Origin of the sequence: Crocosphaera sp., assembly GCF_030064895.1 — a bacterium.
Lineage (GTDB): Bacteria > Cyanobacteriota > Cyanobacteriia > Cyanobacteriales > Microcystaceae > Crocosphaera.
Genome location: NZ_JASJEB010000032.1, coordinates 1 through 26,424, shown reverse-complemented (window position 1 = coordinate 26,424; position 26,424 = coordinate 1). Strand labels below are relative to the sequence as shown.

The 26,424-nt window shown below is 34.4% G+C and carries 24 protein-coding genes and 1 pseudogene; 20 read left to right on the top strand and 5 right to left on the bottom strand.

All coding sequences use genetic code 11. The features are described 5' to 3' along the window. Positions 1 to 240 precede the first annotated feature (240 nt). Complete coding sequence (locus tag QNJ66_RS10440) at positions 241 to 498, bottom strand: hypothetical protein (RefSeq protein WP_300506144.1); 258 nt, start codon at positions 496 to 498, stop codon at positions 241 to 243. 127 nt (positions 499 to 625) lie between these two features. Between QNJ66_RS10440 and QNJ66_RS10435 the strand changes: the two genes are divergently transcribed. The 5 genes from QNJ66_RS10435 (at position 626) to QNJ66_RS10415 (ending at position 5,363) form a co-directional block, all read left to right on the top strand. Continuing rightward, positions 626 to 1,294, top strand: a complete 669-nt coding sequence (locus QNJ66_RS10435; RefSeq protein WP_300506141.1) for an ATP-binding cassette domain-containing protein — start codon at positions 626 to 628, stop codon at positions 1,292 to 1,294. Continuing rightward, positions 1,294 to 2,715 carry a hypothetical protein gene (locus QNJ66_RS10430; protein WP_300506138.1) on the top strand — a complete coding sequence of 474 codons (1,422 nt, stop codon included), beginning with the start codon at positions 1,294 to 1,296 and terminating at the stop codon, positions 2,713 to 2,715. The genes QNJ66_RS10435 and QNJ66_RS10430 overlap by 1 nt, the downstream gene beginning before the upstream one ends. A 438-nt stretch (positions 2,716 to 3,153) precedes the next feature. Further along, on the top strand, positions 3,154 to 3,375 hold the full coding sequence (locus tag QNJ66_RS10425; protein ID WP_300506135.1) for a hypothetical protein: 222 nt from the start codon (positions 3,154 to 3,156) through the stop codon (positions 3,373 to 3,375). 75 nt (positions 3,376 to 3,450) lie between these two features. Continuing rightward, positions 3,451 to 4,353 carry an alpha/beta fold hydrolase gene (locus tag QNJ66_RS10420; protein WP_300506134.1) on the top strand — a complete coding sequence of 301 codons (903 nt, stop codon included), beginning with the start codon at positions 3,451 to 3,453 and terminating at the stop codon, positions 4,351 to 4,353. 77 nt (positions 4,354 to 4,430) lie between these two features. Continuing rightward, positions 4,431 to 5,363, top strand: coding sequence for a cobalamin-binding protein (locus QNJ66_RS10415; protein WP_300506131.1), 933 nt, complete (start codon positions 4,431 to 4,433; stop codon positions 5,361 to 5,363). A gap of 226 nt (positions 5,364 to 5,589) precedes the next feature. Here QNJ66_RS10415 and QNJ66_RS10410 read toward each other — a convergent pair whose 3' ends face one another. After that, positions 5,590 to 6,144, bottom strand: a complete 555-nt coding sequence (locus tag QNJ66_RS10410) for a pentapeptide repeat-containing protein (RefSeq protein WP_300506128.1) — start codon at positions 6,142 to 6,144, stop codon at positions 5,590 to 5,592. Between the two features lie 462 nt (positions 6,145 to 6,606). On the opposite strand from QNJ66_RS10410, the gene QNJ66_RS10405 reads away from it, so the two are divergent. The 6 genes from QNJ66_RS10405 to QNJ66_RS10380 all read left to right on the top strand — a co-directional run bounded on the left by QNJ66_RS10405 (position 6,607) and on the right by QNJ66_RS10380 (position 15,490). Then, complete coding sequence (locus tag QNJ66_RS10405) at positions 6,607 to 8,415, top strand: acyl-CoA dehydrogenase (RefSeq protein ID WP_300506126.1); 1,809 nt, start codon at positions 6,607 to 6,609, stop codon at positions 8,413 to 8,415. Then, positions 8,384 to 8,794 carry an acyl carrier protein gene (locus QNJ66_RS10400; protein ID WP_300506123.1) on the top strand — a complete coding sequence of 137 codons (411 nt, stop codon included), beginning with the start codon at positions 8,384 to 8,386 and terminating at the stop codon, positions 8,792 to 8,794. The genes QNJ66_RS10405 and QNJ66_RS10400 overlap by 32 nt, the downstream gene beginning before the upstream one ends. A 414-nt stretch (positions 8,795 to 9,208) precedes the next feature. Next, on the top strand, positions 9,209 to 10,666 hold the full coding sequence (locus QNJ66_RS10395) for an MBOAT family O-acyltransferase (protein WP_300506122.1): 1,458 nt from the start codon (positions 9,209 to 9,211) through the stop codon (positions 10,664 to 10,666). Further along, positions 10,666 to 11,916: an NAD(P)/FAD-dependent oxidoreductase gene (locus QNJ66_RS10390; protein WP_300506119.1), complete on the top strand. Its 1,251-nt coding sequence runs from the start codon at positions 10,666 to 10,668 to the stop codon at positions 11,914 to 11,916. The genes QNJ66_RS10395 and QNJ66_RS10390 overlap by 1 nt, the downstream gene beginning before the upstream one ends. A 132-nt stretch (positions 11,917 to 12,048) precedes the next feature. After that, on the top strand, positions 12,049 to 12,684 hold the full coding sequence (locus QNJ66_RS10385; RefSeq protein ID WP_300506117.1) for a hypothetical protein: 636 nt from the start codon (positions 12,049 to 12,051) through the stop codon (positions 12,682 to 12,684). Between the two features lie 154 nt (positions 12,685 to 12,838). Next, positions 12,839 to 15,490 carry a hypothetical protein gene (locus QNJ66_RS10380; protein ID WP_300506115.1) on the top strand — a complete coding sequence of 884 codons (2,652 nt, stop codon included), beginning with the start codon at positions 12,839 to 12,841 and terminating at the stop codon, positions 15,488 to 15,490. 9 nt (positions 15,491 to 15,499) lie between these two features. Here QNJ66_RS10380 and QNJ66_RS10375 read toward each other — a convergent pair whose 3' ends face one another. Together QNJ66_RS10375 and QNJ66_RS10370 are read right to left on the bottom strand one after the other, a co-directional pair. Beyond that, the gene (locus QNJ66_RS10375) at positions 15,500 to 15,766 is read right to left on the bottom strand and encodes a Txe/YoeB family addiction module toxin (protein ID WP_300506112.1); all 267 of its coding nucleotides are present in this window, start codon (positions 15,764 to 15,766) and stop codon (positions 15,500 to 15,502) included. Then, positions 15,759 to 16,019: a type II toxin-antitoxin system Phd/YefM family antitoxin gene (locus tag QNJ66_RS10370; protein ID WP_300506110.1), complete on the bottom strand. Its 261-nt coding sequence runs from the start codon at positions 16,017 to 16,019 to the stop codon at positions 15,759 to 15,761. Before QNJ66_RS10370 ends, QNJ66_RS10375 begins: the two co-directional genes overlap by 8 nt. A gap of 189 nt (positions 16,020 to 16,208) precedes the next feature. On the opposite strand from QNJ66_RS10370, the gene QNJ66_RS10365 reads away from it, so the two are divergent. Both QNJ66_RS10365 and QNJ66_RS10360 read left to right on the top strand, forming a co-directional pair. Continuing rightward, a complete protein-coding gene (locus tag QNJ66_RS10365; RefSeq protein ID WP_300506107.1) occupies positions 16,209 to 17,738 on the top strand; it encodes a YifB family Mg chelatase-like AAA ATPase in 1,530 nt (509 codons plus the stop codon). A gap of 66 nt (positions 17,739 to 17,804) precedes the next feature. Continuing rightward, on the top strand, positions 17,805 to 19,475 hold the full coding sequence (locus QNJ66_RS10360) for a DUF262 domain-containing protein (protein WP_300506104.1): 1,671 nt from the start codon (positions 17,805 to 17,807) through the stop codon (positions 19,473 to 19,475). 63 nt (positions 19,476 to 19,538) lie between these two features. On the opposite strand, the gene QNJ66_RS10355 is transcribed toward QNJ66_RS10360, so the two are convergent. Beyond that, complete coding sequence (locus QNJ66_RS10355; RefSeq protein ID WP_300506102.1) at positions 19,539 to 20,882, bottom strand: metallopeptidase TldD-related protein; 1,344 nt, start codon at positions 20,880 to 20,882, stop codon at positions 19,539 to 19,541. Positions 20,883 to 21,314: 432 nt separating this feature from the next. On the opposite strand from QNJ66_RS10355, the gene QNJ66_RS10350 reads away from it, so the two are divergent. From QNJ66_RS10350 to QNJ66_RS10320, 7 genes and pseudogenes are all read left to right on the top strand, one after another. Beyond that, the gene (locus QNJ66_RS10350; protein WP_300506099.1) at positions 21,315 to 22,064 is read left to right on the top strand and encodes a methyltransferase domain-containing protein; all 750 of its coding nucleotides are present in this window, start codon (positions 21,315 to 21,317) and stop codon (positions 22,062 to 22,064) included. A gap of 98 nt (positions 22,065 to 22,162) precedes the next feature. Further along, positions 22,163 to 23,110 (top strand): ribonuclease Z, encoded by a 948-nt coding sequence (locus QNJ66_RS10345; protein WP_300506096.1) that lies wholly within the window; start codon positions 22,163 to 22,165, stop codon positions 23,108 to 23,110. Between the two features lie 16 nt (positions 23,111 to 23,126). After that, positions 23,127 to 23,561 (top strand): DUF29 domain-containing protein, encoded by a 435-nt coding sequence (locus QNJ66_RS10340; protein ID WP_300506093.1) that lies wholly within the window; start codon positions 23,127 to 23,129, stop codon positions 23,559 to 23,561. Beyond that, complete coding sequence (locus QNJ66_RS10335; protein WP_300506090.1) at positions 23,542 to 24,147, top strand: Uma2 family endonuclease; 606 nt, start codon at positions 23,542 to 23,544, stop codon at positions 24,145 to 24,147. The genes QNJ66_RS10340 and QNJ66_RS10335 overlap by 20 nt, the downstream gene beginning before the upstream one ends. A 395-nt stretch (positions 24,148 to 24,542) precedes the next feature. Then, a complete protein-coding gene (locus tag QNJ66_RS10330) occupies positions 24,543 to 25,502 on the top strand; it encodes an orange carotenoid-binding protein (protein WP_300506088.1) in 960 nt (319 codons plus the stop codon). 93 nt (positions 25,503 to 25,595) lie between these two features. Then, positions 25,596 to 25,925 (top strand): hypothetical protein, encoded by a 330-nt coding sequence (locus QNJ66_RS10325; RefSeq protein WP_300506085.1) that lies wholly within the window; start codon positions 25,596 to 25,598, stop codon positions 25,923 to 25,925. A gap of 395 nt (positions 25,926 to 26,320) precedes the next feature. Further along, positions 26,321 to 26,424, top strand: a pseudogene (locus QNJ66_RS10320) (transposase); the annotation flags it as partial.

Genomic DNA, 26,424 nt, shown 5'->3' with positions numbered 1-26,424 from the left:
CTGCCTTGGGAACCAGGGCGGCTGCCAGTGGAGGGAAGGTAAGACTCGTTATCTTTCGAGATAAAAAGCGCATCCCAATGAATCTGGAAGCCCCAACTATATTGCTTGCAATTAGTTGGGGTAGTTCACTTGATTAATCTATAACATAGCCGCCCACAATTTTCGTTCTATAGTGGGTGGTTTTGTTTTTTTAGTAGAGTAAATCGGAGTTTTCTGGTTCTAGAGTAACCCAAAAAAACCTTAAGGATTGGTGCTGAAAAAGAATCTAGCTTCGGCGGTGACAATGGCACCACCCAAAAGGACAATCAAAGCCCAAACCTGATTCTTTTGGGTTCCTTCAACAACCTTTAGTCGGTTATCCATCCCTTCGACTTTCTCTGTTAACTTTGCTTGTCCTACTTCTAAACTGGTAAGGCGAGTGTCTATTTTATCTAGTTTGTCCTCAATTCGCTTAAGGATGTCTGCTGTGGTACAAGTAACGGTAGATGGCTCATTCATGAGTTATACTCCTAGTAGCATTAGTTTTCTGATGTCCCCTTGGTGGCCGCCAGGGGACTGCTTTTATTGTAGTTATCTGTGGTTGAGAAAACCCTTTAGAAAGTGAACTAAAATCAGATCAATTCCCATGCAAGGATCAACAGAAACTTTATTACAATTATCCGATGTGGGGTTAAGTGACCCTTTAGGTAGACATCGCTTACTAGAAAAAATTTCTTTTACCATTAATGAGGGCGATCGCTTAGCCATTATTGGCCCTTCTGGATCTGGGAAAACAACGTTATTACGTCTGATTAATCGTTTACAAGATCCCAGTACAGGCTCCATTTTATTTCAATCTCAACCCTTAACACAATTAAGCGTGATTCATCTGCGTCAAAAAATAGTTTTAGTTCCCCAGGAACCCAAACTATTAGGAATGACGGTTCAAGAAACCTTAACATATCCCTTAAAATTACAAAAATTATCCCCAACGGAAATTAAGCAAAGACTAGAATACTGGCGATCGCAGTTACCCATTCCTGATGATTGGTTAGAACGCAATGAGCTACAACTATCTCTAGGACAACGACAACTGATCACTATTGTCAGGGGTTTAATGATGCAACCGAAACTCTTATTATTGGATGAACCCACCTCTGCTTTAGATCGTGACAAAGCCTTACAACTGCTCGAAGTGTTAAAGACTATGACGAGAGAAGCTAAAACGGCCATTATTATGGTAAACCATCAATTAGAACTTGTAGAACAATTTACACAACAGGTTTTAAAATTAAACCAAGGCAAACTTCAATAATGGACTCTTCTAACCATCAACGCTACAAAAGCAAACTATTTAACTTGGTCAACCGTCAATCTTCGCAATGGCGCGATCGCTTGATGCGTAGCGCGCAGTATCTTAGGATAGGGGTGGAATGGAGCGTACAAATCCTCATTTACCCTATATATTTAATGGTACAGGCAGGACGAGTTATCCCTAAACAATTAAACCGTAATTTTATTCAAAAAGCGTTACCTTCTCGTAACAAGAAGACTGTTGTTTCTTTTGCTAAAGTTGATCAACCTTTAAGAAGAGTTTTGCAAGAAACGGAACGCTGTTTAACTGAAAGCAAAAGTAAACAGACAAGACGACGCAATAAGAAGACGGGGTTGAAAAATAAAAGTCCTATTATGGTTCAAGGAATTGCCAGTAATATAAACAATAATAACCTAGTTTTAGTAGCTGAAGATAAAACAATTATTGACATTTTTTCTGAGGAACAACAAAGGCATTTAAAAAAATATATTCGTTTAGAAGTAGCTAATTACTGGTACGATTTTAAACAACAAAATCAAAAGTATAATCTAGGTTTAATACATAAATTTTCTACCAAAGACAATAACATTTTGCCTCCGATTCGCTGGTTTTGGCAAGTTATGGGTTGGATGCAAACAGGAACTTTAGCGATGAATCTAGACTTGTTTAGAGAATCAACTTTAGTTCCTGTAGTTGACTCAAATAGGACTACGACTACGACTACTTCTTCATCAACTAATTCTCAGTTGTCTTGGCAAGAAAATAGTATAAATTCCTTACAATTGTCTACTTCTCTTAGTGAAAAATTACAGCATTTAAGAGAACATATTCAATACAAGAGTAATGAAGCTTTAAATATTGAGAATGAAGATCCCTTTCGGATAGAATTTCTTATTTATGCTGCTATTGACTACTTTTTTAATCAAGTCATACCCCACAAGCAATTAACATCTGATGTACATCAGGAACAATTAAAATTATCAACGGTATCTTCTCTTGGTTTTATCAATGAAACAATCGATGATCCTTGGTTATCTGGGGATATTTTAGAGCAACAAGTTGCTGCTGTAAATATTCCTTCTTCTTTTCAATCTTCCCCTGTTTTAGCCCAGTCTCACACCTCTTACAATCAAGTGAAAAAATATTTTAAACAAAATAGAAAAAGAAAAGTAAATACTGCAAAAAAAGGAACACATCTAGATAAATCTCTTGCAAAATCACAAAAACATCAAAAGTCTATTAAATTAACTTCTAAGGAGAAAATAGAAAGAATATCATCCAATTGTATTGAAACCGAAGCAAAAACTACTGGTTATATTAAACATCCTCTAGTTAGGATTTTAGAATGGTTGGATTCAGCTATTCATTGGTTAGAAAATTTAGTTAATAAGTTAAGTAAGTTATTGCGAAAAAAACGTTAGTTACCGCGCCCTTCGGGCAAAGGCAAAAATTAAAAGTAAAAAAGCAAAAGTAAATATATGAGAGATAAGGGTCTTGTAATGTTAATATTTCTTAAGATAGGGCCGTTTATTTATGTCCGACTAATTAGCTTGTAATTATCCTGAATATTGTCTATAGTGTTAGGAAAATATTAAACTTTTGATTTGTTAATTGGGATTAAATTTTCACCTTATCTTAAACTTTTGTATCAAATTTCAGGAACTATTTCTCAGAAAACTTGGAAAATTTATGAGATTTGTGTAAGGAAAAAAAAAGTTTCTTATCAATATTATAAAAATCCAACATGGGGGATGTCAAATAGCCTATAAATTGCTTAGGATTTTAAAGAAGTCTAATGGAAACAAGGATATATATTCTTGTTTTAAACACAAGCAATAGATAAGACGAGGAAAAAAGTAATGAATACAACAATGATGCGACAACTTTGGTCAATTATTGCAGAAAATTCTGAGAAAACCTTAACAGGGTTAAATGACTCAGATTTAATTAGTCATATAGTCAGTAAGCTAAATAGCCAACAAAACCTTTCTTCTGAAGACTGTGGCGTTATCAACGCTTATCTCCGTTCTAGAATTTTACTGATTCGGGAAATGACAGAATACAGTATCAGCCATTTTTGAACCCCGTTGTTGATGACAGGTTCTGATATGTTAAGTTAAGTAAATAAGAAAAACTTTTTTAACATAAAATCTAAGATGGTGCAATCTTCTATTAAAAATTCTATTACTCCAGACAATGAGAAAACCTGGCATTGGCGAGGTTATCCTATCACCTATAATCATTGTGGAGATACCGGCCCGGCTGTTGTTTTAGTGCATGGTTTTGGTGCATCTTGGAGACATTGGCGTAAAAATCTCCCCGTTTTAGGCAAAACCTGCCAGTGTTACGCCCTGGACTTGATAGGGTTTGGTGGATCGGCTAAACCCACTCCAAAACAAGAAATTGACTACACATTTGAGACATGGGGAGAACAGGTGGTTGATTTTTGCCAAGAGGTGGTCGGGGGGCCAGCTATTTTAGTGGGTAATTCTATCGGTTGTGTAGTAGTTATGCAAACAGCCGTGGATTATCCGAAATGGGTATTAGGAGTAGCTGCCCTTAATTGTTCTTTAAGGTTACTGCACGAACGCAAACAAGCTAGTTTACCCTGGTATCGTCGGGTTGGGGCAAATGCTATGCAGCGAATTTTAACTAATAAAGCTATTGGTTCTTTCTTTTTTCAACAAGTTGCTAAACCAAGCACCGTTAAAAATATTCTTTTACAAGCCTATCATCGTTCTGAGGCGGTTACAGATGAATTAGTTGAGTTATTACTCAAACCAGCCCAAGATCAGGGTGCAGCAGACGTATTTTTAGCGTTTACGGGTTATTCTCAAGGGCCTTTACCCGAAGACTTATTACCCCGTTTAACCTGTCCCACTATTCTGTTATGGGGAGATAAGGACCCTTGGGAAAAGATTGAAATAGGTCAAGAATGGGCAAACTATCCCACAGTAGACCAATTTATTCCCCTAGAAGGTGTAGGCCATTGTCCTCAAGATGAAGCTCCAGAATTAGTTAATCCGATTTTAGAAGATTTTATTCAACAACTCGTCTAATAAGTTTTCCCAATTTACAATTAACAAAAGAAAATCTTTCTAAGGGCATAATTAGAGACAAATCTACGTTTTAATCGATGATTATTCCAGTTTCCCCGAAAATTGTTTCTCTACTTCCTTCCGCCACAGAGATCATGGACTGTTTGGGTTTAACGGATGCTCTTGTGGGACGTTCTCACGAATGTGATTATCCTTCCAATGTTGGTGATTTACCCATTTGTACCACTGCCAGACTCGATACTACCCGTAGTAGTGGTCAAATTGATCAAGATGTTCAAATGCTTTTGCAACAAGCTTTAAGTATTTATAATATCGAGCTTCAAACTCTCCAAAAACTTCAACCCACCCATATCGTTACTCAAGATCAATGTGACGTTTGTGCTGTGAACTTTGCTACTGTAATTGAGGCGATCGCTCAATTAACTAACTCTAATCCCCAAGTTATTTCATTGCAACCAAACCTCTTAGAAGAAGTCTTCGCTGACATTGAAAGGGTGGCTAAAACTTTTGGGATTGATCCTCAATCAGTTTTAGCAAAATTAAAACAAAGAATCAAAGAAATTACGACAAAAATTGATAACATCGACCCCAAACCTACAGTAGTAGCTTTAGAATGGACTGAGCCATTGATGGGTGGAGGAAACTGGATACCTGAACTTGTAGAGATTGCTGGAGGGCGAATTCTGTTAAGCAGAAAAGGAGAACATTCTCCCTATTTAACCTGGGAAAATTTGAGCTTAGCTAATCCCGACGTGATTATAATAATGCCCTGTGGTTTTGACTTAGAGCGTACGGAAAAAGAGGCACAAATATTGAGTAACCATTCAGATTGGAAAAACTTGAAAGCTGTAAAAAATGGTCAAGTTTTTATTGTTGATGGCAACGCTTATTTCAATCGTCCCAGTCAGAGATTAGTGGATTCAACAGAGATATTAGCTGAAATTTTACATCCATCTTTATTTAATTATGGTTTTAAAGGAAAAAGTTGGAAAGTTTTGACCAAATATTAAACATTAAACTGATATCTTGCACCAGTACAGGAAAACTCAAGAACAAAAGAAATAAAATCAATTCTCAAGTAGTTACAGTCAAAATAAATCCTGTTGCCTGTTCCCTGTTCCCTCTCTAAACTAGCTAGTTTTATCGAAGGTGCAAGATGTGAGTTAAACATTAAATATTAAACATTGAACATTTTGGTTTCAAGCCTACTTCCAAACGAATGATAAATGATAAATGTTAAATGATAAATGAAGTGACAGTATCTTTAAAAAAATCTTCACCAATAACCTCTCCTTGAAAACAGTTGTACAGTTTAGTTAACTTGCTGTAATACATTTCTACAATATAAGCTTGGCTCAGATTAACATCAATTAGGGTACTATCTGTTAAATCAGTTTTATTAATTTTACTGCCTTTAACTGAAACATTTTTTAAATAAGCTTCACTGAAATCAGTTTTTTCTAAATATACATAATCAAGCTTAACATTATTTATAAAACTACAGCGTAAATATGTCTCTTTTAAGTTAGATTTTGTTAAATTAGTATCGCTAAGCCTAGCACGATATAAATTCGCACGATATAAATTAGAATCAGTCAGGTTAACATATTTTAGAGTAGCGTTTTCTAAGTTAGTTCCTTGTAAATTTACGTTCTCTAAATTAACATTTAAAAAATTAATATTTTCTAAGTTTAATCCACTCAAATCTAAGCCACTAAGGTTAATATTAGAAAAATATCTTTCTCCTAAAGTATATCTTTGTTTTAGTTCACTTAATCGGAATTTAAGCATTTTATATTTGTTCCAAAAATCAACAAAACTACACAATACTTAACATTTTAGAGATGTGTAATGATAGTTGTCAATAAACATTATTACATAATTGCATTAAAAAGATGCGTAATCATCAATTAGAACTGAGAATTATTTTCTTATTTTTCTCTAAAATTATTCAATTATTATAGATTTAATGGCTATTTAAGTATCTAAATAACCATTTATGTCTTTAATACTCATTTTTAGCAAGATTATCTAAATTAAAGAGATGTATAAAGCTTCTCGAAACAATCATTGAGTAGGTTCTTTCTCCCTTGAACCCCCTTGATGAAACCCATACAAACCCACAGAGAGTTATCACTGAGTGCAAAAAACTTGCTTAGTTTACATAAACCCGTTAGAATGACGATTAATTTTTGTGAAGGTTATTTACCATAGAGAAATAATCTTACAGAAAACTACCTAAGGAGGCGCGTCATGCACCAACTCAAACAATATTGGGTTGCTCAAAGACTTGACAAAGACTTAGGAGATCCTTGGACTCCTGAGAATGTAATGTCTTTCAAGCAAGTCGTTGATATCGACGAGACAGAGGAATTTCCTCACTCAGAGATAGAATGGCTTTACAATTGGAAACTGCAACATTACTATGTCCCGGCGGAGTGTGGTGGGGAGTTTACTTCCTTTGAGGAATTTTTGGCTTTTGTTCGTGTTTTATGTCGTCGAGATCAAACCATAGGGATTGCTTTTACAACCCTATTTTGGTCTTTTATTACTTGGATGGCAGGAAACGATGAACAAAAACAACATTTAGCCCAATACATCAAAAATGAGAATGGGGCTATGTGTTTAGGCTATTCTGAGAAGGAACATGGGAGTGATCTAATTGGTGGTGATTTGACGGCGAAAAAGGTGCCTGGAGGCTATATTCTCAATGGGGAAAAATGGCCGATTAATCGCGCTACGATTTCAGGAATATCCTACATTTTGGCTAAAACTGACCCAGACGGGGGACCCAAATGTTTAACCCTGTTTATGGTGGATAAAAGCAAGTTAAACCCAGATCAGTATTACAATTTACCGAAAATTTTCACCCACGGTATTCGAGCTTCGGATATGAGTGGGATCGGGTTTAAAGATTGTTTTGTTCCTGACTCAATGCGCATAAGAGAGGAAGGAGACGGCTTAGAATTCGCTTTAAAAGGGTTCCAAGTCACTCGTACTTTCTGTGCCGCTTTTTCATTGGGTGCGGCCGATACAGCTTTAAGAACCACGTTAAATTTTGCGGTTAAACGGGTGGTTTATGGGAAAAAAGTCATGGATATTCCCCAACCCCGTAAAACTCTGGTAGATGCTTTTTTAGATATCTTAATTTGTGATTGCGAAACCATCGGTGCAGCTAGAGGGTTTCATGTTATCCCCGAACAGTTTAGCGTCTGGGCCTCGGTGACTAAATATTTCGTTACCACCCAAATAGAAACCATGATTAACAGTGTTTACACTGTACTGGGATCACGCTTCTATATGCGCGAAGAACACGACTGGGGTATCTTCCAAAAAGTGCTACGGGATAATTCCATCATCAGTATGTTTGATGGTAGCACTGTGGTTAATTTACACGCTTTAATGCTCCAGTTTCGCCAGTTAACCAAACAACGGGCCCGCCGTAAACCAGAGGCGATGGCTCAATTACAAAAACGTTTAGAAGGGATTTTTTCCCTAGAACAACCTTTACCTAAATTTAATGGGGAAAAATTAGAGTTGTTTGGTCGGGGAATGGATGACCCCCTACAAGGGTTAGAAATTGCTCTACAACAGCTAGACTCATTAAAAGAAACGGGGAATGTGGATGAGGAAGTGTTAGAAAAGCTCCTGGTTTTGGGTAGTTTAGTCTTAGAGGAATTAAACGCTCACGATGAGTTGATTGCTAACTCGAAGTTTGAATACGGCCATGACCAATCCCCAGAATTGTTTGAAGTTGCCAAAAAATACTGTAATCTCCATGCAGCGGCCTGTTGTTTACATATGTGGTTATACAATAGAACGATTTTAGGGGACTTTTTTGCTCAAGGAGAATGGTTAGTATTGAGCTTACACCGACTATTAAGAACAATGCGTCCTCTACCTTATAGTATTTCTGATGTGTATGTAGAAAATACCGCTCAAGAACTGCTAAAACTGTATAGAGAAGATAAACTTTTTTCAATAGTTCCTTTTCAATTAGCTAATTCACCGATTAACGAGGACCCCTCTTATGCAAGTTCAAAGCTCCAGCTACAAGCTTGATGACCAAGCAACAGCTACTACACCAGTCGAAACTGTTCAAAATTGGCTGATTAAGCAGTTAGCTGAGCAGTTAAATCTCGACTCTGATAAAATCAAAATTACTGAACCTTTTACCCGTTATGGTCTTGACTCTATTGATGCTGTGACCTTAGTGGGAGATTTAGAGGACTGGTTAGATTTAGACCTCCCAGATACTTTATTTTGGGATAATCCCACTGTGGAAAAATCAGCCCAGTATTTAGCAGAAAATTACGATTTAGCTGATGCTGTTAGCAATATCGAATCAGAAGAAAACGAAACAACACAACCTGTTAAGCAAGCTCAAGATACTAATAGCGATAACAAAGGATGGGGTAATCTTTTTGGACGGTTCAAATAAACAATAAACCATAAATGTCACCATAGGGTTAGTTAAGGATAAAATCTTACTGACCCTAATTTTTTTGTTTTCAAGAAAATTAGGGCTAGTATTTCTGTTATAGTATGAAAAATTACTATTATAGCAATAGACAGGCTAGTTAGGACACATAAATTATATTTTAAGGGAACAGGGAACAGGGAACAGGGAACAGAAAAATGTCCTAATAGCTTTGGCGACTGCTATAAAATCTAGTTCTATTGCCTGTTATTATCTTAGCTAAACCTCAGTTAGAGGTAAGCTGCAATCTGGATAAATTTTAAGGGTTTTGCAATCTGTTTACCTGGTTATTCCAGTAAAAATTTCCAGAACTCCGAACCCCTAACTCCGAACTCAGGTTAACTAACCTATTTAGATGTTTGACAACTTATATTTATGAATTACTCTGATTTTTCATTTTGGTGGATTTTAATTCTATTTAGCATTCCCTTTTTTACTGTTCGGTATATCGCTCAATCAGCTAATTTATGGCGTGGTGTTTTTGATAGTATCGGTTTATTAGCTTTATCTTTTTTATTATTTTTCCATGCTAGTCGTTCTAGCTTCTTTATCTTTCTAGGGGAACTGATTTTTAACTATTTGATGGTCCAATGGATGTTAAGATCGCAGGGTTGGAAAGCTAAAGCGATCGCTACTATTGTTATTATTATTAATGTTTCTATTCTAGCCTATTTTAAATATTTAACTTTCTTTGTTGAAGATGTGATCGGTTTATTTATTAATATTCCGGACAACTGGCAACAATTATCACCCATTCCTGTTAGAAATACTATCCCTCCAGGTGTTTCTTTTTATACCTTTCAAATGGTTGGATTTGTGGTTGATTCTCTTAACGCTAGAAAGAAGAAACCAGTTGCTTTTCTAGATTACCTTAATTTTATTGCTTTTTTCCCCCAAATTGTTGCCGGACCTATTGAAAGAAGAAAGGATTTATTTCCCCAAATTGAAGCGTTTAGATTTAAGTTTAGGATAGAAAACTTTGAAACTGGTTTAAAATGGATTTCTTTGGGGTTATTTATGAAGTTTGTCTTAGCGGATAATATGGCTCCTTATATTGATTTAAGAGTTGCTGATAATGCTTGGACAGTTTGGTTTTTTGCGCTATTATTTACCCTGAGAATTTATTTTGATTTTGCTGGTTATAGTTTCGTTGCTGTGGGTATTGCCAGCTTTTTAGGAGTTAAATTAACGGTCAATTTTTTAGCCCCTTATACTTCCCAAAGTATCAATGAATTTTGGCGACGTTGGCACATTACTTTAAGTACCTGGTTTAGAGATTATGTATTTTTACCTTTAATGGGATCTAATAAGAAATGGGCAGCTTTTTATCTATTTTTGACCTTTACTTTATCCGGTTTTTGGCATGGGGCAGCTTGGAATTTTATTATCTGGGGTGCATATCATGGTGCATTATTATTAGTATTAAGATATTTAGGTCGTCCTTTTTATGGGTTGATGGGTAACTATCTTCCTCGTCCTCAAATTGTATCTTGGTTTTTAACCTTTGCTTCTGTTACATTGGGGTGTCTTTTCTTTATGGAAACCAATAGTCGACGACTGTTAACTAAATTAATAACCATAGTAACCCCTAGTGCTTATTCTTGGGAAAATTTGCAAGGTGTGTTTGGATCATATAGTATTAATGAAACATCAGCCTTAGTATTAATTCTTGCTTTATCTCTGTTTGTGCTTTTAATGGAGCATTTAGCGGTTTGGCAAGGAAAGTTTGAATATGATTTATTGTTATCCCGTTGGTTATCTCCTATTTTATTAGCGTTAACCATTTTATTAGCTGCCAATACACCATCTGAGTTTATTTATTTTGAATTCTAATGAATACTAAAAATTCGATTAATATCTGTGTGTTAGGAGGAGGTTTTAGTGGTTTATATACTGCTTTATATCTCTGTTCTCATCCTCAAGTAAAATCAGGGAAATGGAAAATTACCCTAGTTGAAAAAAATGATAACTTTTTATTTACTCCCCTATTATATGAGTTAATTACGGGAGAATTACAACGTTGGGAGATTGCCCCAACTTATCAAAAATTACTGCTAGGAACTCCTATTAAATTTTGTCAACAAATTGTTAAAAAAATTGACTTAGAAAATCGTAGTATTGCCTTAGAAAATAATGATAGTTTAAGTTATAATTATCTGGTTCTAGGGTTAGGAACTCAAAATTATTGGGCAGATATTCCAGGGTTAAAACATCATGCTTTAACCTTTAGAACTTTACGAGATTTGGAAAAATTACAGGCTAATATAAACTATTTAGAATCTTTAGATAGACAACATTTAAGAGTAGCTATTATTGGTGGTGGACCCAATGGAGTAGAATTATCTTGTAAGTTAGCTGATCGTTTAGAAAAACAAGCAGAAGTGCTTTTAATAGATAGGGGAAATCAAATCTTAAAAGGGTTTTCTAAAGGAGTTCGTAATGCGTCTTACCGTGCTTTGGGTTCCCGTCGTGTTCAGTTATATTTGAATACAAATGTTGAAGAAATTAAAGAAAATTATGTAATTTTAAATCACGGTGAACAAAAAATTAATGTTTCTGTAGACATGGTTATTTGGGTTGCTGGAACTCAGTCAAAACCATTAATTAATTCTCTAAATTGTCAACAAAGTAACTCAGGAAAATTATTAGTTAATCGTAGGTTACAGTTAATAGAATATCCTGAAGTATTTGCATTAGGTGATCTTGCACAAATAAGCAACAAAAATAAATCCCTTCCCGGAACTGCACAAGTTGCTTATCAACAGGCAAGTTGTGCTGCTAAAAACATCGCTGCTATTATTCAAGGTAAACCCTTGAAAGCTTTTAAATATCTTCATTTAGGGGATATGTTAACGTTAGGAAGAAGAACCGCTATTATCTCTAGTTATGGTATTAATATTAGTGGACAATTAGGGGGAATGATGCGACGGTTAGCATATATATTCCGTTTACCTACTATGCGTCATCGTCTTCAAGTTTTAAAGAATTTTGTGCAGAAAATAGGCTTAAGAATTCGTAGTGTATTTCGCAGTATTGTAACTAATTTATTGGGTCGAAAATCATCAAGAAAATACTCAAAATAAGTTACAAATTCTAAAACTAATACAATGTCATCCCCTAAAAAAGATAATAATTTATATTCAAACATCGTAGGTTTAGAAGGTACAATTAGTAAATTAAGTCAAATTTATAAACAACCTAAGTACACTATTTTTTTGATTATTTTATGTTGGATTTTTTCTGCTTTTTCGGGTTTTAGTTTTGCATTTGGTGCTTATATTTGTTCATTAATCTTTGAATTATATGCTGAAAACCAACTAGCAGGTTGGTTAGCTATTGTATTTTTGATGATTTGGGTAATAATTGTTTTATGGAAAGGGTTGATAAATGCTATTAAATTCGCTGTAGTTTCTTTTTTAGTTATTTTAGGAATTGGAGGAATATTAACAATAATAGGGGCGGTTACTTATGCAATCTCTTTAATATTTTCCATATCAGGAATTCTGATGGTAACTGTAAGTATTACTATTACATTAATAGGATTATTGGGGGTTGCTTTTTCATTAATGGGAAGCGTTTTAGGTGTGATTCTATTAACTATAATTTGGACAGTTTCCTTTATTATTTCAGGGGTTGTAGCTTGGGTTTTTTCTTGGAGTTTAACAGTTATTTTTGCAGGAATATTTGTGGGAGGTGGTGTTTTTATTAATCAATTTTCTTTAGTTGGTTTAGCCATCTTTTTAATTTTGAGTATTTATCTGAGTTTACAAATGGTTCTTAAGAATAACAGAGAAACTTATTTAATAAAAATTGTACAAAAAATTGCAGATATAGGAAACAAGAGATTTTAAGATCAGATAAAATTGAAATAATGACTACTCATTTACCTCTCAAGGATAATTAAATTGTATTCATGGAAAAATATCTATCCAGGTAATGTTACTTTTATTATATTTTTGGGTAATCTATCATATAATAACAATAAAAAAGTATGGACAGACAGTTATGGTAACTGGTAAAATTAAATGGTTTGGTGGTTTCAATAAAAAAACTGAAAAGAAAAACAATTTTGGTTTTATTGAATTGATTGAAAATGAAAATTCAGATGATATTCGTGTAAGACGTAAACATGTACCAGAAAATCTACAAACATTATTTGAAGAAGATAGGAATAAAGGTGAGGGAATTTATATTGAATTCGATCTTGATGAAAGTAATCATGCAATTAATATAAAGTTACTGACTTTAGTTGGTATTATTGAATGGTTCAATGATGGAAGAGGGTATATTAAATGTGAAGGAAATTCTGATGTTAGAATTAACTCTGATAATCAGTTTTATGCTGCTAATACAATTGTATTTTTTGGAATTAGATATAATTTCAAGTATAAAAAGAATGAAGCTATTTTAGCCCAAAGAGTTGATATTAATGCAACTCCAGAGATGATTCAAAAATGTGTTGATAGTAATAATTTTACTATTTGTGTAAAATTCATTTTACAGTATATACAGACTTTAGAATTGTCAGAAGCGATATCATTTATTAGCAAAAAGCTTGATACTTTAAATGAAGACAACAAATTATTATTAATAAATAAAGTTTTCCCAGACTGTCAAAATTTGTTTATTCGATCTTATGAATTAAGAAAATATTTAGATAGAGATCAATATATTGAACTAATGAATAATTATATTGAGTCAGTTGATGAAAAAAATCAAGAAATACTACTTGATGAACTATTAAATAACATAACTAATGCTAGTGAATCTGAAAAAAGTTTTTATTGGGATAAGATCATTTATTTACGGAAATGTTTACACTATAAAAACAGGCTTTGGAATTTTGCTCCTTCAAAGTATAAAAAAGAATTAGTTAGTGATAAATATAAAAAAATATTTGAAAAGACTTCATCAAATAATGATAATAATCAACAGATCATATCAAATATTTTATTAGAATGGATTAAGCTTGAATCTTGGGAACAAGATATATTAGTGTTTGAACTCAAAAACAACTCTGAGCATTTATTAACATTATCATCTGAACTAAGACAATTAGTATTGAAAAAATATGATCTTAAAAGTTATTGTGATTTTATCAATAAATATTTGCCTTTAGTGGAGAAATCGACTAGACAAGAATTATGGAAAGAATTAATTAAAAATATTAAACAATCAACCTTAGAAGAAAGAGAAATTTATTGGAATAACATCAAGTATCTAAAAAGTAACTTAAAATATAAAAATTATTTGTGGGATATTGCACCTCTTGCATTTCAACAGCAAATAATCAAAGAAATGTTTAATGAGTTTTTTGAACTTGTAGATGATTTCGAGACATCTAGTTACTTTGGGGCAAAATTTATTAATAAAGATTGGAAAACTTTGTATAATTTTGATGAAAATGAGAAGAAAATGATAAACATATGGTGTTCAAAATCCTCTAATAAAGACTTTGAAATGGCTAAAATGATGTCTGCAAGAGGTGCAGAAAAGTTGGTTATAGATTTTTATCGAAAGTTAGGATATCAAGTAGAAGATATTTCAGTTCATCAAGTTATACGTAATAGTAATGACTGGATATTAGGAGATATTAGAATAAATTCCAATGTATTGTTAGATGTCAAAAATGCAAGAACAGATAGAAATTCTAATGTTTATTCTGAATTTTGTGTTCGTCAACTTAAAAAGAATCGTGGCAATGATGTTAAGATTGCTGCTGTTCTTTCCCCTTACCTCCAAAAATATTATATGGATAAACCTGAGAATTTTCCTTCTCATTATAAGACCCCTAATAATCCCAAATTTTTAGGAACTTGTACTAAACAACAAATAGAGGAGTTATTAAAAACTTTTAGCAATAGTTTTATGAGGATTGATATGCTTCGTGATGCTGACTCGAATCGTTATTTACCTCCTTGGTTATTTGATTATGATGAAAAGTTTTATGCGAATCAAATTGCTATTATTAATAAATTTAATAAATTAGAAGATTCAAAAATACCTACTTGGGAACATCTTTCTATTCTAGATAAGAATCTTTTTCAAATTTTACCTTTGTTTATTGCTGCTAAAAGACAAGTTACTCAAGACTATTTAGAAAAATTATCTAAATGGAAATGCGATTTTATAAATTATTTGATTTCTTTACCAGTTCAGCTCATTACATTACCGTATTTATTTTTAGCAATACTCACACATTTTTTGACAAAATTATCTGATAATAATGAAGTTTATAATCCTCAAGAATATGAACAAATATTGGGAAACTATTCCCTTAAAATCTATGATCCCCTGAATCTAATTCATGAGTTGTGTGACTCACTAACAAGTATTTGGAATAACAGAAATACAGGTACAATGAAATTGCGTGAATTTAAGATTTTTAAATTGAGTGGTCGAGGATTATTACAAGGTCAACGTTCTGAAAGAGATAAACTCACCACATTATTAGCTTATTGTGGAGGAATAATAAGAAATGATCAAGGTAAATATCAAGGTAAGTGTGGATTTACACCCCTTGTTATTGGAAAACATAAAACTTGTAAAAATTGTGGTCGCTTAATATGTTCTGAGTGCGGTTACTGTTGTGATAATTGTAGTAACCATCCTAAAACCAACTATTTTGATGAATTTCATGAGCTTGACTTATTATAGTCAAAAACCTCATTCATAATGAGTCCACATCCTTATTATCTTAACTATCTTTTCCTCTGGGAAAATCTGATAAACTAAACGATGTTTAATATTAATCCGTCTTGAATAATAACCAGCTAAATCACCAGTGAGTTTTTCATAGCTTGGATAAGATTGATAGGGATTTTCTTTCAAGATATCTAATAACTTAGCTGTTTGTTTTCCTAACCCTGCACTCACCAGCTTTCTTGTATCTTTTTCAGATTGTTTAGTAAATACTAATTGCCAACTATTCATTTAAAATATCTCTAATTGAATCTTCATTTATACAATCTTCAATAGGTGTATTTCCCCCTTCGATAATAGACTCAACCATCCCAGGAATAGAATGTAAATAAAGGGTTTCTTGAATCGAATTCCAATCTTCTTCGGATACTAAAACAGCATTTCCTTTTGTTCCAGATAAAAGAATTGGTTGATGATTATAGTTAGTTTGATTAACTAATTTGTCAATGTCATCCTTAGCTTGATTAATATTAACAATATCCACTTAAATACTCCTATTAAGCTTTATTTTTTTGTATCCTAACATATTTTGCTTGTCGGGATCGTATCGGCAGAAATAACACCTCTAATCTTTAATAAAGTTATTGTAAATTGAATTAATCCGCGATCGTTAATTTTTTCTCAATTTCTGGGAATACTAAATAAATCAAACAATTGAGTCATAGGAAGAAATATGTTAGCTAGGGTTTGGTGTGCTTCATTAGTGGGTATTGATGCGGTAAAAGTTGGGGTGGAAGTAGATGTTGCGGGGGGACTTCCTGCTATAACAATTGTGGGACTACCAGATACTGCTGTACAAGAATCTAGGGAAAGAGTGAAAGCAGCCATTAAAAATTCAGGGTTTGCCTTTCCCGTGCGAAAAATAATTATTAATTTAGCCCCGGCTGACTTACGCAAAGAAGGCCCTTCCTTTGACTTACCTATAAGTGTGGGTGTATTAACCGCCTCAGAACAAGTAGATGCCAATTTATTGGGGGATTATTTGTTTTTAGGGGAACTCTCCTTGGATGGCAGTTTGCGCCCCGTAGCTGGCGTTTTACCCATCGCTGCTAAAGCGCAACAGTTAGGAATCAAAGGGTTAGTTGTGCCAATAGATAACGCCCAAGAAGCTTCCGTAGTCAAAGGTTTAGCGGTTTATGGTTTCAAACACCTCTCAGATGTTGCTGACTTCCTCTGTCAACCCCAAAACTATCAACCCGTCACCTATCAACCCTCGAAAAAGGACGAGTCAACCCCTATTTTTCCTCTGGATCTTAAAGATGTTAAAGGCCAAACCCACGCCAGACGCGCCCTAGAAATAGCTGCATCTGGGGGACATAACTTAATTTTGGTGGGGCCTCCTGGCAGTGGAAAAACCATGTTAGCCAAGCGTTTACCAGGCATTTTACCGCCTTTATCCTTCTCTGAGGCTTTAGAAGTGTCTCAGATCCATTCTGTGGCTGGTTTACTGAAAAATAGGGGATCTTTGATACAAGATCGTCCTTTTCGTAGTCCCCATCATTCTGCATCGGGTCCGAGTTTAGTGGGGGGTGGTAGTTATCCGAAACCTGGAGAAATTTCTTTATCTCATCACGGTATCCTATTTTTAGACGAATTAACCGAGTTTAAGCGCAATGTTTTGGAGTTTCTCCGTCAACCGTTGGAGGATGGTTCCGTTTCTATTAGTCGTACTCGTCAGTCCGTGACATTCCCTGCTAAGTTTACTTTAGTTGCAAGCACGAACCCTTGTCCCTGTGGGTATTTCGGCGATCCCATCCAACGCTGTACTTGTTCCCCCCGTCAACGAGAACAATATTGGGCTAAACTGTCGGGGCCTTTGATGGATAGAATTGATTTACAGGTAGCTGTTAACCGTCTCAAACCCGAAGAAATGACGCAACAAGGCACAGGGGAGGGATCGGATACTATTAGAGAGAGGGTGAAATTAGCCCGCGATCGCGCCCAAGATCGGTTTAAGGAAGATAAGTCGGTGTCTTGTAATGCACAGATGCAAAGCTCTCATTTACGGCGTTTTTGTGCTTTGGATGATTCCAGTCGTAATTTATTAGAAGGGGCGATACGTAAGTTGGGTTTATCTGCAAGGGCCATGGATAGGGTGTTAAAGGTGTCTCGAACTATTGCCGATCTCGCTGATGATGATACAGTTAAAAGTTATCATGTTGCTGAGGCGATACAGTATCGAACTATTGATCGAATGCAATAAAATTAATATTGTTATTTGTCTGTAATTGTTGGCAACCTGAATACAAGTTAAATTAATAATAAAAAAATGAAAGCTTCTGAAACCAGTATTCGTAATCTCTTGGAAGGTACAAAACAGTTTCAAGTTCCTCTTTTTCAACGACCTTATTCTTGGAAAAAAAATAACTGGGATACCCTTTGGTATGATTTAATGAGTATTTATGATGGAGATGTTGACGGTAGTTATTTTTTAGGTCCAATTGTTACACAATCAATATCTTCCACTGCTGATGGAATTTCATTATTTCTTATTATTGATGGTCAACAGCGCTTAACCACTTTGAGTATTTTACTGGCAAGTTTAAGAGATAAATTAAGAGAAGAAAATCCAAGATTTTCAGAACAATTGCATGAATACTTTTTAATTAATAAGTTTCAAGATAATGATGATTATTTTAAAGTTTTACCTACCCAAGCAGATCGCAACTCTTATAAAGCCATTATTGATTTAGAAATTAATCCCGATGAAGCCAACGGTAAAATAACAGAATCATATCAATATTTTACAAAAAAGATCAATAAAGAAAAGGCAGATTTTTGTGAAAAGATTAAAAATATTATTCTTGAGAAATTAGTTATTGTTAATATTACATCTGGTGAAGATGATAACCCTTATTTGATTTTTGAAAGCTTGAATAATAAAGGAGAAGAGTTAACCCAAGCTGATCTAGTTCGTAACTATATATTTATGAAGCTACCTCGCGAAAGTAGAGAAAAACAATATAATCGCTTATGGTTACCTCTTGAAAATAGATTTAAAGAACAAGCAGGTGAGAAATATTCTGGTGAATTAACTAACGCTTTTTGGTTCTATTTAAGAAAAGATGGTAGATCTGTTTCTAAAAATAATATTTATCAATCACTTAAGAAAAAAATTGATAATTCTTCCGATGGATTACAAGAAGAATTACAATCATTAGTGAAATTTTCTCAGTATTATGAATGTTTGAATTTTCCTGAAACAGAAGAATCTGATTCTATGCTAAAAAAATATTTTATTGGCTTAAAGAAATTAGATTTCACCACATCACATATTTTCCTATTAAATGTATATCATAATTATCAAAATAGTGAAATTTCAAAAGATGACTTTGAAAAGATATTAATTTATCTAGAATCCTATTTTGTTCGTCGTTTATTTTCAGGAGTATCTACAAGAGTATTGGGTGGAATTTTTAATAATTTATATAAAGATATACAAAAAGAAAATACCGGTAATATTGTTCAAAGATTATATAAAATTCTCAATTGCTTTGAAAATCAGAAAAGATGGCCAACAGATGCAGAGTTTAGGAAAGGGATTGTCATACATAGTATTTATAGCCAAAAAACAGCCGAACGAACCAAGTTTATTATAGAAAAATTAGAAAAGAGTCAAGGTAGAGAAACTGTTGATATTTCCGAGTTAAGCGTTGAACATATTATGCCTCAAACTCTTAGTAATAAATGGAAACAAACATTAGGTGGAACAAATGCAAGAAATTATAAGAGTTGGCTTCATACATTGGGAAATTTAACACTAACTGCTTATAATTCAGAATTATCTAATAAACCCTATTCTGATAAACAAGAATATTTAATAGATAGCAACTTGTACCTTAATCGATATTTTCGTGATATTAATGACTGGAATTTTGATGAGATTAAAGAAAGGGGAAACCGCTTAGCTGACATTGCTATAAGAGTTTGGCCAAGATGACTATAATTTTTATTAAATATGGGAATCAATAACCATTAATCCCCATCAAATAAATAGATTATTCTATAAAGTAAATTGAAAATCATTCACAATTATTCCTGGTGTTAAAATACCTCCTAAACTTCTTTGTCCATAGGTTCCTGTTCTGGGAATAAACTCACGAAAATTAGTTAAAGCGACTAAATTTTCTCCCCAAAAATTATATAAACTTTCATCAAATCTTAAGTTTTCAATTGGGGCAACAATTTCGCCATTTTCCACCCAAAAACAAGCATAACGAGTCATTCCTGTAATACGTCCTCCTGTGCGATCGCTCCAGTTTAAATAGTGTAAATTGGACACATATAACCCTGTATTTAAAGTAGATAAAATATCTTCTTGAGCTAAATTTCCTGGTAATAATTCAGGCGATCTCAATGTTTCAAAATTATTAGCAGCATTAGGAGTTAAATTATATTCTGATGCGGTACGAGAACTAATTAATGTATTAATTAATTTTCCTTCGCTAATAATAGGTAAAATCTCAGCAGCAATTTCTCCTAATTCATTGAACCTAGGAACGGTTCCTTTACTAAAGTTTTCTTGTAAAAAAAATTGAGGTGATAAGTTTGTTCCTTGTTGCATTTTTAATAAAGAACTATCGCCCCGTCTCAAGGAAGATTCACTAATACCTCCCCAAGATAAAATACTAATTAAATCAGCAACGGCAGCAGGTGCAAAATAGGTACGATATCCTCCTTTTTTAAGAGTTTTTGCTGGTTTTTCTAAAGCTAAAAATTGATCTTTATCTGTTTTTATTTGCTCTAAATATTTATTATGCTCCCAATTTTGTCCCGAGAATATTCCTTTTACTGCTTTTTCTGATGGGGTAATTAAAGAGTAATCAACAATAAAATTTTCTGTAGCGAACCAATGAAATTGACCCAGAGAATTAGCATTACCACGAATGATAGAACCTGATGTATAAAGTCCCGTCATATCTAATTCAGAAATGGGGGAAAGAATTTCGTTTACTGCTTTGTCACTAGATAATAAATTGCCTGGGTAAACTTCTTTGCTAGTTCCATTATTTTCAGGTAAAACCAGATGAGGGTCTTCTGGTAATTGGGGTAATTCTTGACGTAAATAGTTTAAATTTTCTACAGCTATTTGACTATCGGTTGACTGATCTCCTGTAAAGGGAAATGTAGAAAAAGCGGTTTTTTGATTAGCTATTAAAGTTAGTTTAATGCTTCCATCTTTAACGATACCTGTTTGTCGTACTTTTGCCCCATTAAAGCGGATAAATTGTGTTTGTTCTCCATTTAATTCAATGGTTAAATATTCTTCAGAGTGTAGCTGATCAAGAAGAATTTGACACAGTTTTTCAAAGCTAGATTCTAAATGTTCTAATTTTTGATTGTTCATTAGATAAAAAAATCAGGAAAACTAAGAGATAAGTTAACTTAATGACTCGGTTACAATCAACCATTATGTTTAATAACCAAATTTTAACTTATTTTCTCCTTTTGTGTATTTCTCTGATTGTTGGTTGAGTAGTCTATTGGCCAGTTGTGGGTTAGGAGGAAGTGGGCAAGCACTCGAAACTTATGGGTTGCCATAATTAGGAGTTTTTGATATCTATTCTCTAGCTAGTTTAGGGAAAAATAGGGGATATTTGAGAGAAGATAGTCCTTTTCATAGTTCAGATAATTCTACACTGGGACTGAGTTTAGTGGTCGGTGTAAGTGGTTCTTTGATTGACTGTAAAACAACAATGTTAGAATATGACAACAAATTAAACTTAATTTTAAAATACTTATTCTGAAATTAAGTTACTTGATAAACAAGAGAGGGGAAATGTTAGAGCCAAAGTTCCAAGAAAGAATCTTAAATGATTCTGATATTTGTACATTTTTCAAAGATTTTGAGCTTAATAAGGAGGAAAAAGTCTATTTAGAATATCATTCGACACGCATTGCCTATTTTGTTAATCTCACCGCCAAATTTGCTAAGGTTTTATCATCTCAGACAAATACCAAGTTAAAAGTATTAGATATAGGTCCCCATTTTCTGACTTCTTCCTTACGTCAATATTTTGGCGATAGTATTATTTTAAACACTCTTGGATGGACAAATCCTTTAGCCCCTTCGAGTATAATTGACAATCATTTTGAATTTGATTTAAACAACACTCAAGATCCTCAAAAGTGGCTAGTCCCAGAACCTCACGATATCATAGTCATGGGGGAAGTAATAGAACATTTATATACATCCCCTGAGCTAGTTTTGTCTTTCATTAAAACGTTTTTAGTTCCTGGAGGATTTCTTATAATAGGTACTCCTAATGCAGTGTCTATAGATAAGCGACTTTCCATGTTTAATGGAAAAAATCCTTATGAAAAAATAAGAAAAGATAACACAAACCCTGGGCATTTTAGAGAATATACAGCAGATGAACTCGAAAAAATTGGCCAGCAGATAGGTTTGAAAGCTGAAAGTATCGAATACAAAGACTTTTCACAAGCAAATAGAAAAATTCATCTACTGAAAAATATTAACCCAGCTTTCAAGGATTATCTGAGTGCAGTATTTCTTTTTCCTAATTAGGTAAAATACCTCAACTTACAGAAGTTGGGGTATTATTTTTGCGTTTGCAGGTTTTGTTATTATTAGGATGAGCGAATATTCAATATGATAGATTAATTGTGGAGATTACCTTTTTAGGAACCAGCTCCGGAGTGCCAACAAGATCCCGTAATGTGTCCAGTGTAGCCTTAAGGCTGCCTCAACGGGGGGAAGTTTGGTTATTTGACTGCGGAGAAGGAACCCAACACCAATTATTACGCAGTGATGTTAAAATATCGCAAATTACTCGCATTTTCGTGACCCATATGCACGGTGATCACGTTTATGGGTTGACTGGGTTATTGGCCAGTTGTGGGTTAGCAGGAAGCGGCCAACCTATTGAAATTTATGGACCCCCAGAATTAAAAGATTATTTGCACGCTTGCGCCAAATACTCCCATTTTAAGCTACCTCATCATATTCGCTTCCATCCTATCCATTCCGGTATCCTCTACGAAGATAAAGAATTTACTGTTAGTTGCGGCCTGTTAAAACATCGTATTCCAGCCCACGGTTATCGTATTGCAGAAAAAGACCGTCCGGGGCGTTTTAATGTGGAAAAAGCCAAAAAATTAGGTATTCCTCCAGGCCCAGTTTATGGGGAACTGAAACAAGGGAAAACCATTACTTTAGAGGATGGCCGTCGTATTCGGGGACAAGACTTATGCGGTGAGACAGAAACCGGTCGTAAGGTCATTTACTGCACGGATACGGTATTCTGTGAAGGGGCGATCGCATTATCGGAAGATGCTGATGTCTTGATCCATGAGGCAACTTTTGCCCACCAAGATGCTCAACTGGCTTTTGAACGTCTCCATTCTACCTCAACAATGGCTGCACAGGTGGCTTTAGCAGCACAGGTTAAAAAATTAATCATGACCCATTTTAGCCCCCGTTATGCCCCTGGAAATGCCCTCCAGTTGGACGATTTATTGAACGAAGCAAGGGCGATTTTTCCTAACACTATTTTAGCCCGTGATTTTATGACTTATGAAGTCCCTAGAAGATCGTCAGATTCCAAGAACTAAAATACGAGTTTAACAGATGAATCAAATAACTAGCTTAAGATTGTATGAAACTGATTACTATCAATGGACAATTGAACAAGTTCAAGCTTTAAAAGAGCGTAATTTTAATAGTGTGGACTGGGACAATATTATTGAGGAAATTGAAGCTTTGGGACGTAGTGAATACAATGCTGTTGTTAGTTTATTAATGAGACAGATTGAACATCGGTTAAAGATTGATTACGTTTCCTTGCCAGAATGTCGTAATAAGTGGAAAGCTGAAATAATTGCTTTTAGAGATGGGATGCTGCGTAAGTTTGCTCCCAGTATGGAACCGAAACTAGAAAAGGAATTTGAGAAGATATATAAAGTAGCTTCTAAAATTGTAGAAACTGAATACGAAATCAGTTTACCTAAGCAATGTCCCTACACTTTAAACCAATTACTAAGCGATGACTTACTCTCTTATTAAAACTTTTACTTTTGATGAATTTATTGCCAGATACGGAGATGATTCCCGTTATGAATTAATTGATGGACAGTTACGAGATATGGAACCAACAGGCCCACATGAAGCAGTAGCAGGCAAGATCGCTGGTAAAATCTGGGCGGAGATTTTTCGTTCTAATTTAACTTGGTTTATTCCCCAAAACTGCTTAATTAAACCTCCTGCTGCTGAAGCGACGGCCTTGCGTCCTGATGTGATTGTACTTGATGAAAATGAATTAAAAAATGAACCTCTTTGGCAGCGAGAACCAATTATTACTAATAGTAAAACGAGCAAATTAGTTTTTGAAGTGATTAGCACGAACTGGCAGGATGATTATGCAAGGAAAGTTGAAGAATATGCACTTCTTAGTATACCTGAATATTGGATTGTTGATTATCGTGGTTTAGGAGGTACTGCTTTTATTGGTAAACCTAAACAACCTACTTTCACCGTTTGTAAACTTAATGGAGATGAGTATGAGCAGAAACTTTATCGCTTAGGAGAAGATATATTTTCCCCTTTAATATCTACTTTATCACTTCGGTTAGATGATGTTCTTCCTCGTTAAAATCTAGATAAATTTAGCGAACTTTTACATAATGAGTAATACATAAATATAGCAGTTCCCATACTTGTGAGGTACACAGTTTTCTAGTTTTAGGAGTTAGGAGTTAGGAGTTAGATATTAGGTGTACCTCATGACTGTGGGAAATTCTATAATTGATATACTTTGCTTTTTAACATCTTTTAAAGCTCTTTTAGTTCAAGAAATTTTCCACATTACTATTCTACTTCTTCAAGGGAATTACACTATTAATATTAATATTAATTTTGACTCCTGACTACTTCCCCCAGGGGGGGATAAAAAATAATAAAGCGTGATATTCATGATAGATTAGCAAAATATAACAGACTGAACTAAACTTTAGTCTGCAAAAAACCCTCACAAACGGAAGGATAAATATGCCTTTTACTCTAGATTCGGCTCGCAACATTTTTCCGAATACCTTGGCTGCTGATGCTGTTCCTGCAACTATAGCTAGATTTGAGCAACTTAGTGCTGAAGACCAACTGGCATTGATTTGGTTTGCTTACCTAGAGATGGGTAAAAATATTACTGTTGCCGCTCCTGGTGCAGCCAATATGCAGTTTGCTCAAGGCACCATTAAAGATATGGTCAGCATGACTCCTTTAGAGCAAAGTCAAGCCATGTGTGACTTGGCTAACCGTGCTGATACACCCATTAGTCGGACTTATGCAACTTGGAGTCCCAATATCAAACTTGGTTTTTGGTATGAACTGGGAAGATTAATGGAAGAAGGAAAAATTGCTCCTATCCCCGAAGGTTATAAACTCTCAGCCAATGCGAGTGCTATCCTGTTGACCATTACTGGCCTAGAATCTGGTCAACAAATTACCGTTCTCCGCAATTGTGTGGTGGATATGGGTTATGATTCCGATAAAATGGGCAGTTTCCAAAAAATTACTGAACCTGTTGTTCCCCCCAAAGAAATATCAGAACGGACTCAAGTGAAGATTGAAGGGGTTGATAATTCAACTATCCTTAACTACATGAATAATTTGAATGCGAATGACTTCGATGCTTTAGTTGAATTATTCGCCGAGGATGGAGCCTTGCAACCTCCTTTCCGTAGACCTATTGTGGGTAAGGAAAAGGTGCTACGTTTCTTCCGTGAAGAATGCCAAAATCTCAAACTAATTCCCGAACAAGGTGTAAGCGAACCGGCTGATGATGGTTTCACTCAAATTAAAGTCACAGGTAAATGTGAAACACCTTGGTTTGGTGGTGGTGTTGGTATGAATATCGCTTGGCGATTTTTACTCAATCCCGAAAATAAAATTTTCTTTGTGGCTATTGATTTACTTGCATCTCCTAAAGAGCTATTGAACTTAGCTCGTTAATTAGCTATATTCTTAGAGATAGTAAAATCACAATTGATACGATAGATACGCTCTACTGGTTAGGGCGTATTCTAATAGCTTTAAAATTCCGATATGACAACCAACACTCAACAATCATCAAACACAGAACAAAAAATTGCTCAAGAAGCATTGAGAAAAGCTTATACCAGAGAAACAGAAGCACTGGTAGCTGAAATTAACCAACAAGCCAGTTGCATCACTGATATTAATGATATTTGGGCTTTAAGTGACTATTTAAATAGTCAACGCTACAATATTGAAGGTAAGTATGACTTTCAGGAGCCTACATCCGTTTTTGTATTGGCTCAATTAGTCAAAGAAAAATGGTTAACCCTGGATGAATTAAATGGTTTAACCCCTTCGACAAAAGCAAAAGTCGCTGCTCTGGCAAAAATGTCATAATTGTCATAATGTCTAAAGTTTCCAATGTTGCCATTTATTTCTCAATTATAGAAAGTTAAGGTGAATGGCAACTAATAAATCCACTGCAAAAGTTGGTAGTGTAATTTAAGTAGTGAAAATAAATCTAAGTTGATAGTATTTCTTCATTGGCCGCTGACCCCTACAAGGTATCATAAACATTCAACAGAAATATAGTCATATATAGTCAAATAAGGATAAATATGTTCAGTTATTGTGTACTTAACTACAGCCTCCTTGACAAAAATTAATGACTCTGCTGGTACCTTTAATGGTACAATGAAACCCACTCGGAAATCCAGGGGACTCCCTCTTTCTCCTAAATTAATCAATCACTTGTGTGCTTGGTAATTAAACAACATTTTTACGGATTATTCATGAGATTAGTTGAGAGACATATTATTAAAAAAAATCATCGGTTTTATGCTGAAATTGACCGACTATGTTTCTTATCTAAAAATCTCTACAACTATGCTAATTA